We start from the raw sequence: 16808 nt of genomic DNA on the forward strand, positions 1-16808 counted from the left end.
ATGAAAAGGCCCGCTGCGATCCAGCGGGCCTTTTGTCTTGGGGAGATGTTCCGCGCTCAGGAACGCGGGCGTTCCTTTTTCGGATCGTAATGCGGGAAGGGGGCGACGCGGGCGGAATAGCGTTTCAGATGCCCGTCGAGTTGGCCGACCTCGACCGCTGTGCCAAGCTCTGCATGCGCCACGTCGACGCGGGCGAGGGCGATCCACTGACCGGTGCGGGGAGACCGCATGGCGGAGCAGATCTCGCCCACCTGCGCGCGCCCGATGCGGATGCAATCGCCGTGCGCCACGGCATTCTGACCGTCGATCTCAAGGCCCACGAATTTGCGCGATGGCGTTTCCTTACGGCGCAGCAGAGCGTCACGACCGACGAAATCGGCGGTCTTGGATTTCAGCGGTACGGTGAAGCCGACGCCGGCCTCGAACGGATCGGTTTGATCGGAGAAATCATAGCCTGCGAACACCAGCCCGGCTTCGATGCGCACCAGATCCAGAGCGGCGAGGCCCATGGGTTTCATGCCGACCTTCTGACCTGCCTCCCAGACCGCTTTGAAAATCTCCGCGCCATGTTTCGGATGACAGAAAATCTCATAGCCCAGCTCGCCGGTGTAGCCGGTGCGCGAGATCACCACGGGGATGCCCTCGTGATCGCCGAGACGCGCGGGGGTGAAGCGGAACCATCCCATCTCCATCAAATCGGGATGATGCGGTGCAGTCCAAAACAGATCATTGATCAAATCACGCGACTTCGGCCCCTGGACGGCGAGGTTGTGCATCTGATCGGTGGAGGAGCGGATCATGACGTTGAGGCCAAGGCGCCTGGCCTCTTCGCGCATCCAGACGCCGCCCTCGTCCGAGCCACCGATCCAGCGGAAATTATGCTCGCCCAGACGGAACAGGGTGCCGTCGTCGATCATGCCGCCGTGCGGGTAACACATGGCGGAATAGACCACCTGACCAATGGCGAGTTTTTCGACATTGCGGGTCAGGACCCAGTTCATCAACGCTTCGGCATCGGGGCCGGTGACCTCGAATTTGCGCAGCGCCGAGAGGTCCATGACCACCACGCCCTCGCGACAGGCCCAGTAGCTTTCCACGGGATCGCATTCCGGGAAAGAGTTCGGCAGCCAGAACCCGTTATAATCGGCAAAGTCGCGGGTCATCGTGGCAAAGGAATCGTAAAAACCGCTTTCACGCGTCATGATCGGATCCTCGTCAGGGGTCGGGCGCCAGGCGGTGGCGCGGGAGAAACGTTCCTCGGCGCCGTAGGTGCGCAGATGGATGTCGGTGAGGTGCCAGCCATTGGCGGCGGAGGTGTCATCGGGACAGGATGAGGACACGCAGATGAGATCGGTCAAAGCGCGCAGGAGCACATAGTCGCCGGGCCGCGACCACGGCTCATCGGCCAGCATCACGCCATGTTCGTCGATCGCGGTGTTGAAAAAGAAATTCGCCGCCATCCAGCCGGGGCGGGCGGGAATGCCGTAAGGGTCGAGCACCGCGTTGAAATTGTCGGAACAATTGACGTGACCGGGATAGCCGATGTCGTCGTAATATTTGGCATTACAGGCGAGACCAAAAGCGTCGTGGCGACCGCAGGTGTCTTGGACGACCTCGACCAAAGGCGTCAGGTCATGATCGAAGTACTTCGCGTGCAGACCCGGCATCGGATAGGCGTGGCCCTGGATCGTGCGGGTGGTGGTGACGTCGAGCGGGTGGAAAATGCCCTTGTCCACCTTGCGTGCATCGAAGCACTGGAAATCGGTGCATTGGCGGCCATCGACATCCATGATCTGGATGAATTCACCCTTCCTGACCCGGTAGGCCTGCGCCGTCGCCGAGGCGACGCGGATCTCCTGCAGCGGATCGGCGAGCGGGTCGGGCAGGGCGAAGGCCCCTGCGAGACGGGCCTCGGCGCGGGTGATCAGCACGGTGAGCGGCGTGGCGGTGGTCTGCGCCTCGAAATCCGGCTCGGGCGCGGGTGCGGTGACAAGGACCCAGCCCGCCGCCTGTGCGGTGAAACTCACGCCTTCGCCCGCCGCGCTCGTGCCGGAGAACAGGCCGATGACCTTGGCACCGGCAAGCGCGATGCCGCGTTTGGCGAGGCCGAGGCGCAGCCGCGCCATGCCCGGCAGCGTGCTGTCCAATGTGGCGCGCAGGCCCTCGCCCGGGCTGTCGGCGGACCAGCCGAGCACGCCCGCGTCGACACGCCCGTCGAGATGCGCGGCCAGCATTTCGCAACGCTGACCGCCTTCGGTGTTGGTCACGGTGATCCGGTCGCCCGGTTTCAGCTCCAGAAGCGCTGCCCCGCCGCCTTGCACGGTATGACGTTCCTCGTTGGGGGCGAGCCGATAGGCGCCGGCGCGCCGCGGCTGGGACGCCAGAGGGGCGCCGGATCGGAAAGGCAGGCCAGAAGGATCTAGGATCACTGGAAACTCCATCGCTGAAGAAGAAAAAAATCCGGGGGCACACAAAGTCCCCCGGATCAGGGGAGAAGAGGCACGCCCGGCCTCTTGGCGCCGGGCGTACTCGTCAGGGATCAGTTCTGCAAATAGGCTTCCATGCTGTCGTCCAGCGCGTCTTTCCACGGTGTGTGATGCACGGGGGCCATGGTGCCGGTGATCACCGATTTGTAGCAATTGTTGCGGAAAGCCATGATGTCCTTGGCCTTGTGTTTCTTCCATTCGAAGAAGGCCTCGCAGGCGCCGTCGATGTCAAACGACGGGTAATCGGTCTCGGCCACCAGTTCCTTGACGTACTCGGCCTGATATTTGATCGCGTATTTCACATCGTCATCGGCCTCTTCGCGGGCGACGCGCTCGGCGACATCGGCATCGAGCACGGCCTTGTTGGTCGGAACCTCGATCCGGCCGAGGATGATGTCACGCACATACCAGGCCTGGGCGTCGAACATGTTGAAGGTGAACCACTGGTCCTGCATGCCGAGATAGAAGAGTTTCGGATTGGGGGTATAGACCACGCCCTTGTAGAGATCGGCGGTCGCCAGACGGTTGGCGGTCTTGAGCCGCAGATCGTCGGGCAGGAAGGGGAAATAGTGCTTGTAGCCGGTGCACAGGATGATCGCATCGACATCCTTGGTGGTGCCGTCCTTGAAATACACGGTCTTGCCCTCGACACGTTCGAGCGCCGGTTTTTCTTCCCAGTTGTCGGGCCAGTTGAAACCCATGGGGGCGGAGCGGTAGCAGCTGGTGATCGATTTGGCACCGTATTTCCAGCATTGCGAGCCGATGTCCTCGGCGGAGTAGGACGAGCCCATCACCAGCACATCCTTGCCTTCGAACTCGCGGGCGTCGCGGAAATCATGGGCGTGAACGATGCGGCCGTTGAACTGCGCAAATCCTGGATATTCCGGTACGTTGGGCGAGGAGAAGTGACCGGAGGCGATGATCACATTGTCAAAGCGTTCCTTGTAGACCGTGTCCTTTTCCATGTCGTGTACGGTGATTTCGAAATCGCCCTTCTCGGCGTCATATTCGACCCAGCGGATCACCGAAGAGAAACGGATCCATTTGCGCACGTCGGCCTTTTTTACCCGGCCCTCGATATAGTCGAAGAGCACGGCGCGCGGCGGGTAGGAGGCGATCTGTTTGCCGAAATGTTCCTCAAAGGAATAGTCGGCAAACTCCAGCCCCTCTTTCGGACCGTTGGACCAGAGGTAACGATACATCGAGCCATGTACGGGCTCGCCATTCTCATCGACGCCGGTGCGCCAAGTGTAATTCCACAGCCCGCCCCAGTTCGACTGTTTCTCGAAGCAGACGACTTCCGGGATCTCGGCGCCCTGGGCGGCGGCGGATTGGAAGGCGCGAAGCTGGGCGAGGCCGGAAGGGCCCGCGCCGATGACGGCGACTCGTTTGGTCATGGATGGAACTCCCGTTGGTTGTTGGTGTTTTCGTGTGATCCGTTTTCAGATCAGTCTGTGCGTTGCGTTCTGGTATGGACCAATATTTGTAATTGGTTCCTTTTGATTTGCTCCGGTATGGTCCAAAAATTTTCTGGTGGTCAACGAATTTTCTTTAGAGGAATATGAGATTCACCGAACAGGAGATGGTTTTGTCCCAATATTGGGCGTGAGGTTAAAAAATGAGCACAGACTCCTTGGCGCAAAGGCTGGCCGTCGCGGGATCGCTGCCGCGGTTGAGCGTGCAGGACCGGGCGCCCATTCGCATTGGCGCATTGGTGCCCTTGTCTGGGCCGGAAGAGCCCTGGGGCCGACCGGGGGTCGAGGGCTGTCAGATCTGGGTCGACTGGATCAATGCCCATGGCGGTATGATGGTTGGCGGGCGGCGGCATCTGGTGGAGCTCTCGGTCACCGATTGCGCCGGCGGCGCCGAGGCGACACTCGAGGCGGCGCGCCAGATGGTCGAGACCCAGCGGGTGCGGCTGGTGCTGACATTGGGCGGCAGCGACATGGCGCTGGCGCTGCCCTATCTGATGAGCCGCCGTATCCTGACCGCGACGCTTCTGCCCTCGGATCTTTCACCCGATGCGCCCTATCTGATCGCGCCGGCGGAGGTGCATCCGTTTTTCAATGTTACCGGGGTCGACTGGCTGACCCGGCAGCGCCCGGAGGCGAGGCGCGTGGCGCTCTGTTCCCAGACCGACCTTCTGGGCCTGCCGTCACTGGCCACCTACCGGGCGGCTTTCGATGTCGCCGGGCGCGAGGTGGTGCAAGAGGTGCTCTATGATCCGGAGGCGGGGGATGCCCGGCGGATCGTGGCGGAGATGCTCGAGAGCGCGCCGGATATCCTCTGCTGGTGCTCCTCGGCACCGGCGATGATCGAGGAGCTGACCGTTGCCGCCTATGAGATGGGGTTTCAGGGCGAGATCCTCGCCTGTACCTGTGACCATTATCCCCGGATGATCGCGCGGACCTCGCCAGACTTTATGGAGCGGTTCACCTTTCAATTCCCGGATTTCGACGATGCGGACCTAGCCGAAACGGCGTTTTTCTTTCGCCGGCCCAAGGCGTTCTTCGACACTTATAATGAGCGCTATCCGGAGCATTGGACCGCGGTAAGCTGGGAATATGCGTCGATCCTTGATCTCTGGCATGAGGCGGTGGAGACCGCGGACAGTCTCGCGACCGCCTCCGTCCTCGTGGCGCTCAAACGCGGCCGCAAGATGCCGCATGCGTTCGGTCTGGCCTCGTGGTGGGGCACCGAGGTCTACGGTATCGACAATGCGCTGGTTGGCGATTGGCCGGTGGTGGCGATCCGCGACGGCAAGGCGCAGATCCAGGAATTCGGGTCGGTGCTGGCCTGGCTTGAGACACATGGCGGCCGGTTGATGCAGGAGCTTGGCGCTCTGGGTCAGCTCTGGCATCAGCGCGGCAAGGCCGATTGGGCGCGCGCGCTGGCCCGGGGCTGAGGTCGCAGGAACACGGGAGTTATAGAGACGGATGAATAAGACGGTGACGACAGGAGAGATGGATTTGAAAGCCAATGAAGAGGCGCTGCGGCAGAACCCGCATGCGGTGAAGGAACAGCGGGAAAAGAATCTCGAAGTGGCGATCGGGCGACAGGTGCGCGAGCTGCGCAAGCGCCAGCGCCTTACCGGTGCCGATCTGGCGGCGCAGACCGGGCTGTCGGTCGGCATGCTCTCGAAAATCGAGAACGGGGTGATCTCGCCCTCGCTCAACACCATCTCGGTCCTGGCGCATGCGCTGCGGGTGCCGCTGGTGCAGCTGTTTTCCGGCTATGAGGAAGAGCGCGGCTGCATGCATGTGAAAGCTGGCGAAGGGGTCGAGATCGAACGCGCCGGCACCCGGGCCGGGCATCAGTATAATCTTCTGGGCCATATCGGCTCGAACAACTCGGGCGTGGTGGTCGAACCCTATCTGATCACATTGGATGACGCCTCGCACCGGTTCCCGGCGTTTCAGCACGAGGGGATCGAGCTTTTGTACATGCTCGAGGGCACGGTGAATTACCGCCATGGCGATCAGACCTATCTGCTGGAGCCGGGGGATTCGCTTCTCTTCGATTCCGATGCGCCGCACGGGCCGGAGGAAATTGTCGAACTGCCGGCGAAATACCTGTCGGTGATCACCTATCCGCAGGCGCGCTGAGCAGTCCGCGCCGCTCGACAAGAGGGGCTGGATTCACTTTTGATGAATTTATGGGCAAATCCATCCGATGCGGGTCGGTTTTGACTGCAAATTAATCAGATTTCCTGTGAGTGAGGTATTTTTCCAAAGGGGATAAAAACTTTCTTGAAGGGAAAATAGGTTTCCCGGTAGTGAGGGGTGAGCGGCGACGGAATCGCCGAGATCAACCCCGAATGGAGGAACCTATGTGTGGCATCGTAGGCCTGTTCCTGAAAAAGGACGAAATGCGCCCGCAGCTGGGCGATCTGCTGACGGATATGCTCATCACCATGACCGACCGTGGCCCGGACAGTGCCGGGATCGCGATCTATGGTGACGAGGCCGAAGGCTCTGTGAAAATCACCGTGCAATCCGACACGCCGGCCGAGGCCTTCGCGGATCTCGACGCTGCCGTCTGTGCCGCGATCGACGCGCCGGTGGAGATCAAGGTTGTCGATACCCATGCGGTTCTGACCCTGCCCGAGGCGAAAGAGGCCGAGGCCATCGCTTTCCTTGAGGAAAAGGGTCTGCGGATCATGGGCTCCGGCGCCTCGATGGAAATCTACAAAGAGGTCGGCCTGCCGAAGGACGTCGCGGCCCGTTTCGGTCTGCGCGCGATGGGCGGCTCCCATGGCATCGGGCACACCCGCATGGCGACCGAGTCGGCCGTGACCACCATGGGCGCTCACCCGTTCTCCACCGCCGATGACCAGTGCCTGGTGCACAACGGCTCGTTGTCGAATCACAACCAGATGCGTCGCAAGCTCGCGAAAAAGGGCGTCTTCACCCGGTCCGAGAACGACACGGAAGTGGGCGCGGCCTATATTTCCTCGCGCATTGCCGAAGGGGCATCGCTTGGCGAAGCGCTCGAAGGCACGCTCGAGGATCTCGACGGGTTCTTCACCTTTGTCACCGGCACCAAGAACGGGTTCGGCGTGGTGCGCGACCCGATCGCCTGCAAGCCGGCCGTGATGGCCGAGACCGAGGATTACGTCGCTTTCGCCTCCGAATACCGCGCCTTTGCCGATCTGCCCGGCATCGAGACCGCGCGTGTCTGGGAGCCGGAACCCGCAACTGTTTATTTCTGGGAGCGCTGAGATATGGCGAAAGATATGGCCACCACGCTTGATATGGCGACCACCGAGCTGCGCGAGGTGAACTCGACGCTGCAAGCCGCCGCCAAATCCAAGGCAAACGAGCAATATGTCATCACCAATGCCCGCGGCAGCCACGCCATGGCCTGTGGTCTCGATGGCCCGCTCAATGTCGTGGTGAAAGGGTCCACCGGCTACTATTGCGCCGGCATGAACAAGGAAGCCACGGTGACGGTCGAAGGCTCTGCCGGTCCGGGTGTTGCCGAAAACATGATGTCCGGTGTCGTCACCATCGAAGGCGACGCCAGCCAATATGCCGGCGCGACCGGTCATGGCGGACTTTTGAACATCAAGGGCAATGCCTCCTCGCGCTGCGGCATTTCGATGAAAGGCATCGATATCGTCGTCCATGGCAACATCGGCCACATGTCCGCCTTCATGGCGCAAAAGGGCAATCTCGTTGTCTTGGGCGATGCCGGCGATGCGCTGGGCGACTCGCTCTATGAAGCGCGTCTGTTCGTGCGCGGCAATGTGAAATCGCTGGGCGCCGACTGCATCGAGAAAGAGATGCGTCCGGAGCATCTCGAGATCCTCAAGGAGCTGCTCGAGAAAGCCGGCGCCGACGCCAAGCCGGAAGAGTTCAAGCGCTACGGCTCGGCCCGCAAGCTCTATAATTTCAACATCGATCACGCCGACGAATACTGAGGAGCGCGATATGGACAAGACACCTATGACTGAGCCGCGCCAGAGCTGGACCTTCTCCAACTCGATCAACTCGGAAATCCGTCGTGCTGCCGACACCGGCATCTACGACATCCGGGGCGGGGGCGCGAAACGCCGCGTGCCGCATTTCGACGACCTGCTGTTCCTCGGCGCCTCGATGTCGCGCTACCCGCTCGAAGGTTATCGCGAGAAATGCGACACCTCGGTCACCCTCGGCACGCGGTTCGCGAAAAAGCCGATCGAGCTGAAAATCCCGGTGACCATCGCCGGCATGTCCTTTGGCGCGCTTTCGGGCCACGCCAAAGAGGCTCTGGGTCGCGGCGCCTCCATGGCGGGGACCTCGACCACCACCGGTGACGGCGGTATGACCGAGGAAGAGCGCGGCCATTCCGAAAAACTGGTCTACCAATACCTGCCGTCGCGCTACGGTATGAACCCGGACGACCTGCGCCGTGCCGATGCCATCGAGATCGTGGTGGGTCAGGGCGCGAAACCGGGCGGTGGCGGCATGCTGCTGGGTCAGAAGATCACCGAACGCGTCGCCGGCATGCGCGACCTGCCGGTGGGCATCGACCAACGCTCCGCCTGTCGTCACCCGGACTGGACCGGCCCGGATGATCTCGAGATCAAGATCCTCGAGATCCGCGAAATCACCAATTGGGAAAAGCCGATCTACATCAAGGTTGGCGGCGCGCGGCCTTACTATGACGTCGCTCTGGCCTGTAAGGCGGGCGCCGATGTGATCGTCCTCGACGGGATGCAGGGCGGCACGGCGGCAACCCAGGACGTGTTCATCGAACATGTCGGTCAGCCGACGCTGGCCTGTATCCGCCCCGCCGTTCAGGCGCTTCAGGATCTGGGCCTGCACCGCGAAGTGCAGCTCATCGTCTCCGGCGGTATCCGCACCGGCGCCGATGTGGCGAAAGCTCTGGCGCTTGGCGCCGACGCAGTGGCCATCGGCACCGCCGCTCTGGTTGCTCTGGGCGACAATGACCCGAAATGGGAATCCGAGTACAACAAACTCGGCACCACCACGGGCGCCTATGACGACTGGCATGAGGGCCGCGACCCGGCGGGCATCACCACCCAGGATGTGGAGCTGATGAAGCGCCTCGATCCGGAAGTGGCGGGCCGCAAGCTGCGCAACTACCTCAATGTGCTGACGCTGGAATGCCAGACGCTCGCACGCGCCTGTGGTCACAACCATGTCCACAACCTTGAGCCGGAAGATCTCTGTGCGCTGACCATGGAGGCCGCTGCCATGGCACAAGTTCCGCTTGCGGGGACCAACTGGTACCCGGGCAAGCCGGGCTTCTGATCTCAAAAACGCACATATTTGAGGGGCCTCTGGCCCCTCATTCACCAACAGGGAATAGGAAAATGAGCAAACTTGCTAAATTCGCCGCGGAAACAGGCGTCAAATATTTCATGATCTCCTACACCGACCTGTTCGGCGGTCAGCGCGCCAAACTGGTGCCGGCGCAGGCGATCGCGGATATGGAAGAGGACGGGGCGGGCTTTGCCGGTTTTGCCACATGGCTCGACCTGACGCCAGCGCACCCCGACATGCTCGCGGTGCCGGATGCGGACGCGGCGATCCAGCTGCCGTGGAAACCCGAGGTGGCCTGGGTGCCCGCCGATTGCGTGATGGAAGGCGAGCCGGTCGAACAGGCGCCGCGCAACGTCTTGAAGAAACTGGTGAAGGAAGCCGCCGAGGCCGGGCTCCGCGTCAAGACCGGGATCGAGGCGGAATTCTTCCTTTTGACCCCCGAGGGCGATCAGATCTCCGACCCGTTCGATACGGCGGAAAAGCCCTGCTACGACCAGCAGGCGGTGATGCGCCGCTATGACGTGATCGCGCAAATCTGCGATTACATGCTGGAGCTTGGCTGGGGCCCGTATCAGAACGACCACGAGGACGCCAACGGCCAGTTCGAGATGAACTGGGATTTCGACGACGCCCTGATCACCGCGGATCGCCACAGCTTCTTCAAGTTCATGGTGAAATCGGTCGCCGAACAGCACGGTTTCCGCGCCACCTTCATGCCGAAACCGATCGAGGGGCTGACCGGCAACGGCTGTCACGCGCATATTTCGGTCTGGGATCTCGAGGGCAAGACCAACGCCTTCGCCGGCAAGGCGGCGGGCCAGATCGGCGAAGTGGGCCTGTCGGAACAGGGCGGCTATTTCCTCGGCGGCATCATGAAACATGCCGAAGCCCTGGCCGCGATCACCAACCCGACGGTGAACAGCTACAAACGCATCAACGCGCCGCGCACCATGTCGGGCGCGACCTGGGCGCCGAACACCGTGACCTGGACCGGCAACAACCGCACCCACATGGTGCGCGTGCCCGGCCCGGGCCGGTTCGAGCTGCGCCTGCCGGACGGGGCGGTGAACCCCTATCTGTTGCAGGCCGTGATCATCGCGGCCGGGCTTTCGGGGATTTCCTCCAAGGCCGATCCGGGGCCGCGCTATGACATCGACATGTATGCCGAAGGCCACAAGATCGAAGGCGCGCCGAAACTGCCGCTCAATATGCTCGATGCGATCCGCGCCTATGACGCCGATCCGGAGTTGAAGGCGATGCTGGGCAATGATTTCTCCGCCTCCTACATCAAGATGAAGCATCAGGAGTGGAACGCGTTTGTGTCGCATTTCTCGCGTTGGGAAAAAGACAACACGCTCGACATCTGAGGTTTGGATTTCCCTGTGGAAGCCGTCAGGCTTTCGCTGTCCCAGACGGGTCCGGTTCGCGCCGGGCCCGTTTTTTGCGCAGCTCGGAGGGCGCGATGCCGTGGGTCTTGCGGAACGCGTCGGAGAAATGCGCCTGTGAGGAAAACCCGGTCATCTGGGCGATTTCCGCGAGTGAGAGCCGGGTCGAACTGATCAGGTCCTTGCCGGTCTCGAGGCGGATGCGGCGGTATTCCTCCATCACCGAATGGCCCAGCCCCTCGCGGAACTGGCGTTGTAATTGCCGGGTCGAGAGGCCCGAAAGCGTGGCGATTTGGTCCTGATCCAAGGGATCGGCGATATGGCTTTCCATCAGCTCCAGCGCGGCCTCGACCGCGCGCGGCAGGGCGCCATAGCGGGAATGCAGCGACGTCCGCTGCGGCGCTTCGGCGCCACGCACCTCGGTCTGGATGAACCAGTCCGAGATCCGCCCGGCAAACCGTGTGCCGTGATCGCGGGCGATGATCGCATGCATCATGTCGAGGGGCGCGGAACCGCCGGCGCAGGTGTAGCGGTCGCGGTCGATGACGAAGAGTTTGCGCTCCAGCAGCCAGGGGCCGGGCAGGCGTTCGAAATCATCGTAATGGTGCCAGTGCACGGTGAAACGCCGGTCCTGCAACAGCCCGGCTCGGGCGAGAATGACCGCGCCGCCGGAGATGCCGCCGAGGGCGCAGCCATTGCGGTCCGCCTGTCTGAGCCAGGAGAACAGCGCCGGGTCGGTGATGCGTGCCGGATTGCCGCCCGCAACCACGAAGATCATGTCGTAAAGCGGCAGGGCATCGCGGTAAAACCGCCCGTCGAACCGGGCGCCGAGAGAGGCGGTGGATGTCGTGCCGCTGTGCGACAGCAGGGTCACGTCATAGGGCATCTCGGGGGCAAAGACATTGGCGGCGCGCAAGGGCTCGAGCGCGGCGGCCGTCGAGAGCAGCGCGAAATCGTCGATCAGCAGAAAGGCGATTCTCCGCATCGGGTATTTTCCTCATTTGCGTCCTGTATTGAAAAATATACGTCCTGAATATGAAAGAACAGGGTGAAAATCGCCGTTACAACATTTTGAGACGAAGGAGCGCAATGCATGAAATTCTCTGGTTTCAAAGTCGTGAAAGAGGCCCTCACCGGGCATAAGGGCTGGCAGCCGCTGTGGCGCAACCCGGAGCCGAAACCCGCCTATGACATCGTGATTGTCGGCGGCGGCGGGCACGGTCTGGCCACCGCCTTTTACCTCGCCAAGACATTTGGCGAGCTCAAGGTGGCGGTGCTGGAAAAGGGCTGGCTCGGCTCCGGCAATATCGGTCGCAACACCACGATCATTCGCTCCAATTACCTGCTTCCGGGCAACGAGCCGTTCTACGAATTCTCGATGAAGCTCTGGGAAAATCTCGAGCAGGAAACCAATTTCAACTCGATGGTCAGCCAGCGCGGCATCATCAACCTCATTCACACCGACGGTCAGCGCGACGCCTATCGCCGGCGCGGCAATGCGATGCTCCTGGCGGGCGCCGATGCGCGGCTTCTGGGCCGTGACGAGCTAAAGGAGATGGTGCCGTTTCTCAACTATGACAACGCGCGCTTCCCGATCAAGGGCGGGTTGATGCAGCCGCGCGCCGGCACGGCGCGCCACGATGGCGTGGTCTGGGGCTATGCCCGCGGCGCCGATCAGCGCGGTGTCGACATCATCCAGAATTGCGAAGTCACCGGCTTCAAGATCGAGAATGGCAAGGTGCTGGGCGTTGAGACCTCGCGCGGCTTCATCGGTGCGAAAAAGGTCGGGGTCTCGGTGGCGGGGTCCTCTTCCCGCGTCATGCAAAAGGCGGGGATGCGCCTGCCGATGGAAAGCCATGTGCTGCAGGCCTTCGTTTCCGAGGGGCTCAAGCCGACCATCCCGGGTGTCATCACCTTTGGCGCCGGGCATTTCTATGTCAGCCAATCCGACAAGGGCGGGCTGGTGTTCGGTGGCGATCTCGACGGCTATAATTCCTATGCCCAACGCGGCAACCTGCCGGTGGTCGAGGATGTGCTCGAAGGCGGTATGGCACTGATGCCGATGATCGGCCGGGCGCGGCTGTTGCGCAGCTGGGGCGGCATCATGGACATGTCGATGGATGGCTCGCCGATCATCGACAAGACCGATATCGACGGGCTCTATTTCAACGGTGGCTGGTGCTACGGCGGGTTCAAGGCGACGCCGGCCTCCGGCTATGCCTTTGCGCATTTGCTCGCCACCGACCGCCCGCATGAGACCGCAACCGGTTACCGGTTCGACCGGTTCAACCGTGGTCATGTCATCGATGAAAAGGGCGTTGGCGCCCAACCGAACCTGCACTGAGGTAGAGAAAATGTTGATCCCTCATCCCCTTCTCGGACTGCGCGACAGTCAGGAATTCACCTATCTCGGCGATGCCAATCTGATGCACCGCCCCGATCCGGCGGCGGAGAATGCCGAAGCGGCGTTCTGCGAGTACGTCTTTCTGCGCGACAACCCGGCGGGTGTGCATCGCGAGTTGTGGTTCCACGAACAGGGCGACCGCTCCTGGCTCGTCGTCACCCGCGACACCACCACGCATGAAATTCTCGGCGCCGAGCTGGCATCCGATGTGAAACTGGGAGCTGCGCAATGACCCGTCTTTCTGGTGGTCTGATCGACCGCTCCAAGCCACTGAATTTCACCTTCAACGGCAAGTCCTACAGAGGTTTCGAAGGCGATACGCTCGCCTCGGCGCTGCTGGCCAATGGCGTCCAGCTGATGGGCCGCAGCTTCAAATACCACCGTCCACGCGGCGTTGTGGCGGCAGGTTCCGAAGAGCCCAACGCCATGGTCGAGCTGCGCACCGGCGCTCGTCAGGAGCCGAACACGCGGGCCACCATGGCCGAGCTCTATGACGGGCTTTCCGCGCGCTCGCAAAACCACATGGGGCCGCTCAATCGCGACCTTCTGGCGGTCAATGACCTGATGTCGCCGTTTTTCGCGGCGGGCTTCTATTACAAGACCTTCATGTGGCCGAAGGCGTTCTGGGAAAAGCTCTACGAGCCCGCGATCCGCAAGGCGGCGGGGCTTGGCAGCCTGTCGATGCTGCCGGACCCGGATCAGTATGACAAAGGTTTCCTGCATTGCGATCTGTTGATCGTGGGCGCCGGTGCGGCCGGTCTCGCGGCGGCGCTGACCGCCGGTCGGGCAGGGGCCGAGGTCATCCTCGCCGATGAGGATTTCTCCCTTGGCGGGCGGCTGACGATGGAGAGCGATACGCTCGACGAGGCCGAGGCCGCGGCGTGGATCGCCTCCGTGAAAGCCGAGTTGGAGAGCCTGCCCAATGTCCGCATCATGACCCGCACCACGGTGTTCGGGGTCTATGATCATGGCATTTTCGGTGCGGTCGAACGCGTTGCCGATCATTTGAAAGAGCCGGGCGCGAAGGTGCGTCAGACGCTCTGGCGGATTACCGCGAAACGCGCGGTTCTGGCGGCGGGCGCGACCGAGCGGCATATCCCCTTTGCCGATAATGATCGTCCGGGCGTGATGATGGCCGGGGCCATGCGCGCCTATGCCAATCGCTGGGCCGCCAGCCCGGTGAAACGCGACGGCGATGCGATCGCGATCTTCACCAATGGCGACGATGGCCACCGCACGGCGATGGACCTGATCGCCAAGGGCGCGAATGTGCTGGGCGTGATCGATGCCCGGGCCGGGGCGGAAGCCTTGGGCGATTACAAGCTCTTTGCCGGTGCCACCGTGACAGGCACCAAGGGGCGTCTGGGCCTCACCTCGATCGAGATCACCCGCAATGGCACCTCGGAATGGCACAATGTCGGCGCGCTGGGCGTGGCCGGCGGCTGGAACCCCAATGTGCATCTGGCCTCGCATCATCGCGGGCGCCCGGTCTGGGATGACAGGCTTCTGGCCTTCGTGCCCTCCGCCGATGGTCCGAAAGGGCTGATCCCGGCGGGCGCTGCGGCGGGCAAGGGCGGCACGGCGGAGGCGCTGGCCGACGGCATGCGCGCGGCGATCGAAGCGCTCTCCGAGATCGATGTCACCGCCTCCGAGATCGCGCTGCCGAAAGCCGAGAATGCCGCCTCGGACCAGGCCGCCTTCTGGCATGTGCCGGGTGACAAACGAGCCTGGGTGGATTTCCAGAATGACGTCACGGTCAAGGATATCGCTCTGGCGCATAAGGAGAACATGAAGCCGGTCGAACATCTGAAACGCTGGACCACGCTCGGCATGGCCACGGATCAGGGCAAGACCTCGAACATTTCGGCATTGGCCGTGATGGCCGAGCTGACCGGCAAGAGCATTCCCGAAACGGGCACCACGATTTTCCGGCCGCCCTACACCGGTGTGTCGCTTTCCGTTCTGGGCGGCGGTGATACGGGCAACAATTTCCGCCCGAGCCGTCTGACACCGACCCATCACTGGGCCGAGAAACTCGGTGCCGAATTCGTCGAGGTCGGCCAGTGGATGCGGGCGCAATATTTCCCGCGCCAGGGTGAGACCCATTGGCGGCAGGCGGTGGACCGTGAGGTTCTTGCCGTGCGTGCGGGCGTCGGGATCTGTGACGTGACCACGCTTGGCAAGGTCGATGTGCAGGGCGCCGATGCCGGTGAATTCCTCAACCGGGTCTATGCCAATATGATGGGCACGCTTGCGGTTGGTAAGGTCCGCTACGGTCTGATGCTGCGCGAGGACGGGCATCTCTATGACGACGGCACCTGTGCGCGGCTTTTCGAGGATCACTATGTGGTCACGACGACCACCGCCAATGCCGGGCTGGTCTATCGCCAGATGGAATTCTTCCATCAATGCGTCTGGCCGGAGCTCGATGTGCAGCTGATTTCGACCACCGACGCCTGGGCGCAGATCGCCGTGGCGGGGCCGAAATCGCGCGAGCTTCTGTCGCGGATCGTCGATGAGTTCGACATCTCGAACGAAGGCTTCCCCTTCATGGGCTGTGCCGCGCTGACGATCTGTGGCGGGCTCCGCGCCCGGCTGTTCCGGATCTCGTTTTCGGGTGAATTGGCCTATGAGGTGGCTGTGCCCGCCCGTTACGGTCAGGCGCTGATGGAGCGGCTGATGCAAGAGGGTGCGGATCTCGGCGTGACGCCTTACGGGACCGAGGCGCTGGGCGTGCTGCGGATCGAGAAAGGCCATGCGGCGGGGGCCGAGCTCAACGGTCAGACTACGGCGCAGATGCTGGGTCTGGGCAAGATGGTCTCAATGAAGAAGGACAGTGTCGGTGCGGTGATGTCGCGCCGCGGCGGTCTCGCCGAGGACAAGCGCCGTCTGGTCGGGTTGAAACCGATCGACGGGCAGCAACAGATCATGGCCGGATCGCATCTTTTCACCCGCGGCACGGCGCAGGAGACCGGCACGGATCAGGGCTGGGTCACCTCGTCCTGCTACTCGCCGCATCTCAAGAGCTATATCGCCTTGGGTTACCTCGAGGAGGGCGATACGCGGATCGGCGAACAGATCACCGCCGCCAACCCGCTCGAAGGTAAAACGCTCATGGCCGAAGTGGTCTCCGCCCATTTCGTCGATCCCGAAGGAGGACGTCTCCGTGATTGATTATGCGACTAATGCTGTGACTGATCTCACACCTATCACCGCCCTTGGCGGCACCGTGGCACGGTCCGAAAGTTTCGGCGCGCTGAGCCTTTCGGAGAATGCCGGGCTTGGCCTGGCCTCGCTGAGCCTGCGCAAGAGTGCCGAAAAGGGCCAGGAGGCGCCGCAGGTCTTTGGTCTGCCGCTGCCCGGCGTCGGCAAGGCCACCGCCATGGGGGCGTACGGCGCTTTCTGGACCGGGCGCGATCAATGGATGATCGAGGCTCAGGGCAAGGGTGAGGTGGATTTCGCCGCGATGCTGAAATCCGAGGCACCAGACTGTTCGGTGACCGAGCAGACCGACGGGTTCGTCGCTTTCGAGATTGCTTCGGCAAACGGCGCGGGACCGCTCGAGGCGCTGATGGCCAAGCTGGTCAATCTCGATCCGAAAGCTTTCGGGCCGGGGCAGGTGACGCGTACCGGGCTTGAACATATGACTGTTTTCCTGATCCGCCGGGCCGAAGACCGGTTGGCGGTGATCGGAATGCGCACATTGGCGGGATCGCTGTGGCATGCGTTGAGCGTGGCCGCCCGCCGCCTTGAGGCCTGAGCG

13 protein-coding genes are annotated in these 16808 nt (G+C 62.5%); 10 read left to right on the plus strand and 3 right to left on the minus strand.

Going from position 1 to position 16808, the window contains the following annotated elements; genetic code table 11:
- Positions 1-56: 56 nt before the first annotated feature.
- Together BM151_RS13485 and BM151_RS13490 are read right to left on the minus strand one after the other, a co-directional pair.
- Complete coding sequence (locus tag BM151_RS13485; RefSeq protein WP_425429557.1) at positions 57-2426, minus strand: trimethylamine N-oxide demethylase; 2370 nt, start codon at positions 2424-2426, stop codon at positions 57-59.
- 113 nt (positions 2427-2539) lie between these two features.
- Entirely contained in the window at positions 2540-3883 is a 1344-nt protein-coding gene (locus BM151_RS13490) for an NAD(P)-binding domain-containing protein (RefSeq protein WP_090061256.1), read from the minus strand.
- Between the two features lie 221 nt (positions 3884-4104).
- Between BM151_RS13490 and BM151_RS13495 the strand changes: the two genes are divergently transcribed.
- The 6 genes from BM151_RS13495 (at position 4105) to glnT (ending at position 10623) form a co-directional block, all read left to right on the plus strand.
- Positions 4105-5391 carry an ABC transporter substrate-binding protein gene (locus BM151_RS13495; RefSeq protein ID WP_090061257.1) on the plus strand — a complete coding sequence of 429 codons (1287 nt, stop codon included), beginning with the start codon at positions 4105-4107 and terminating at the stop codon, positions 5389-5391.
- A gap of 31 nt (positions 5392-5422) precedes the next feature.
- Positions 5423-6091: a helix-turn-helix domain-containing protein gene (locus BM151_RS13500; RefSeq protein ID WP_245781211.1), complete on the plus strand. Its 669-nt coding sequence runs from the start codon at positions 5423-5425 to the stop codon at positions 6089-6091.
- A 224-nt stretch (positions 6092-6315) separates the two neighbouring features.
- Positions 6316-7206: a class II glutamine amidotransferase gene (locus tag BM151_RS13505; RefSeq protein ID WP_090061259.1), complete on the plus strand. Its 891-nt coding sequence runs from the start codon at positions 6316-6318 to the stop codon at positions 7204-7206.
- Positions 7207-7209: 3 nt separating this feature from the next.
- A complete protein-coding gene (locus tag BM151_RS13510; RefSeq protein ID WP_245781212.1) occupies positions 7210-7908 on the plus strand; it encodes a GltB/FmdC/FwdC-like GXGXG domain-containing protein in 699 nt (232 codons plus the stop codon).
- Positions 7909-7918: 10 nt separating this feature from the next.
- Positions 7919-9244, plus strand: coding sequence for an FMN-binding glutamate synthase family protein (locus BM151_RS13515; RefSeq protein WP_090061260.1), 1326 nt, complete (start codon positions 7919-7921; stop codon positions 9242-9244).
- Positions 9245-9306: 62 nt separating this feature from the next.
- The gene (glnT, locus tag BM151_RS13520) at positions 9307-10623 is read left to right on the plus strand and encodes a type III glutamate--ammonia ligase (RefSeq protein ID WP_090061261.1); all 1317 of its coding nucleotides are present in this window, start codon (positions 9307-9309) and stop codon (positions 10621-10623) included.
- A 25-nt stretch (positions 10624-10648) separates the two neighbouring features.
- Here the strand turns inward: glnT and BM151_RS13525 are convergent, their stop codons facing one another.
- Complete coding sequence (locus BM151_RS13525) at positions 10649-11626, minus strand: GlxA family transcriptional regulator (RefSeq protein ID WP_090061262.1); 978 nt, start codon at positions 11624-11626, stop codon at positions 10649-10651.
- A 108-nt stretch (positions 11627-11734) separates the two neighbouring features.
- Here BM151_RS13525 and BM151_RS13530 point away from each other — a divergent pair, with 108 nt between their 5' ends.
- From BM151_RS13530 to BM151_RS13545, 4 genes are read left to right on the plus strand one after another with little or no spacing between them, the layout of a single operon-like run.
- Complete coding sequence (locus BM151_RS13530; protein ID WP_090061263.1) at positions 11735-12985, plus strand: sarcosine oxidase subunit beta family protein; 1251 nt, start codon at positions 11735-11737, stop codon at positions 12983-12985.
- Between the two features lie 10 nt (positions 12986-12995).
- A complete protein-coding gene (locus tag BM151_RS13535; protein WP_090061264.1) occupies positions 12996-13277 on the plus strand; it encodes a sarcosine oxidase subunit delta in 282 nt (93 codons plus the stop codon).
- A complete protein-coding gene (locus BM151_RS13540; RefSeq protein ID WP_090061265.1) occupies positions 13274-16219 on the plus strand; it encodes a sarcosine oxidase subunit alpha family protein in 2946 nt (981 codons plus the stop codon). The genes BM151_RS13535 and BM151_RS13540 overlap by 4 nt, the downstream gene beginning before the upstream one ends.
- The gene (locus BM151_RS13545) at positions 16212-16805 is read left to right on the plus strand and encodes a sarcosine oxidase subunit gamma (RefSeq protein ID WP_245781213.1); all 594 of its coding nucleotides are present in this window, start codon (positions 16212-16214) and stop codon (positions 16803-16805) included. The genes BM151_RS13540 and BM151_RS13545 overlap by 8 nt, the downstream gene beginning before the upstream one ends.
- The last annotated feature ends 3 nt before the right edge of the window (positions 16806-16808 follow it).

Source organism: Celeribacter neptunius (genome assembly GCF_900113955.1).
GTDB classification, from domain to species: Bacteria; Pseudomonadota; Alphaproteobacteria; order Rhodobacterales; family Rhodobacteraceae; genus Celeribacter; species Celeribacter neptunius.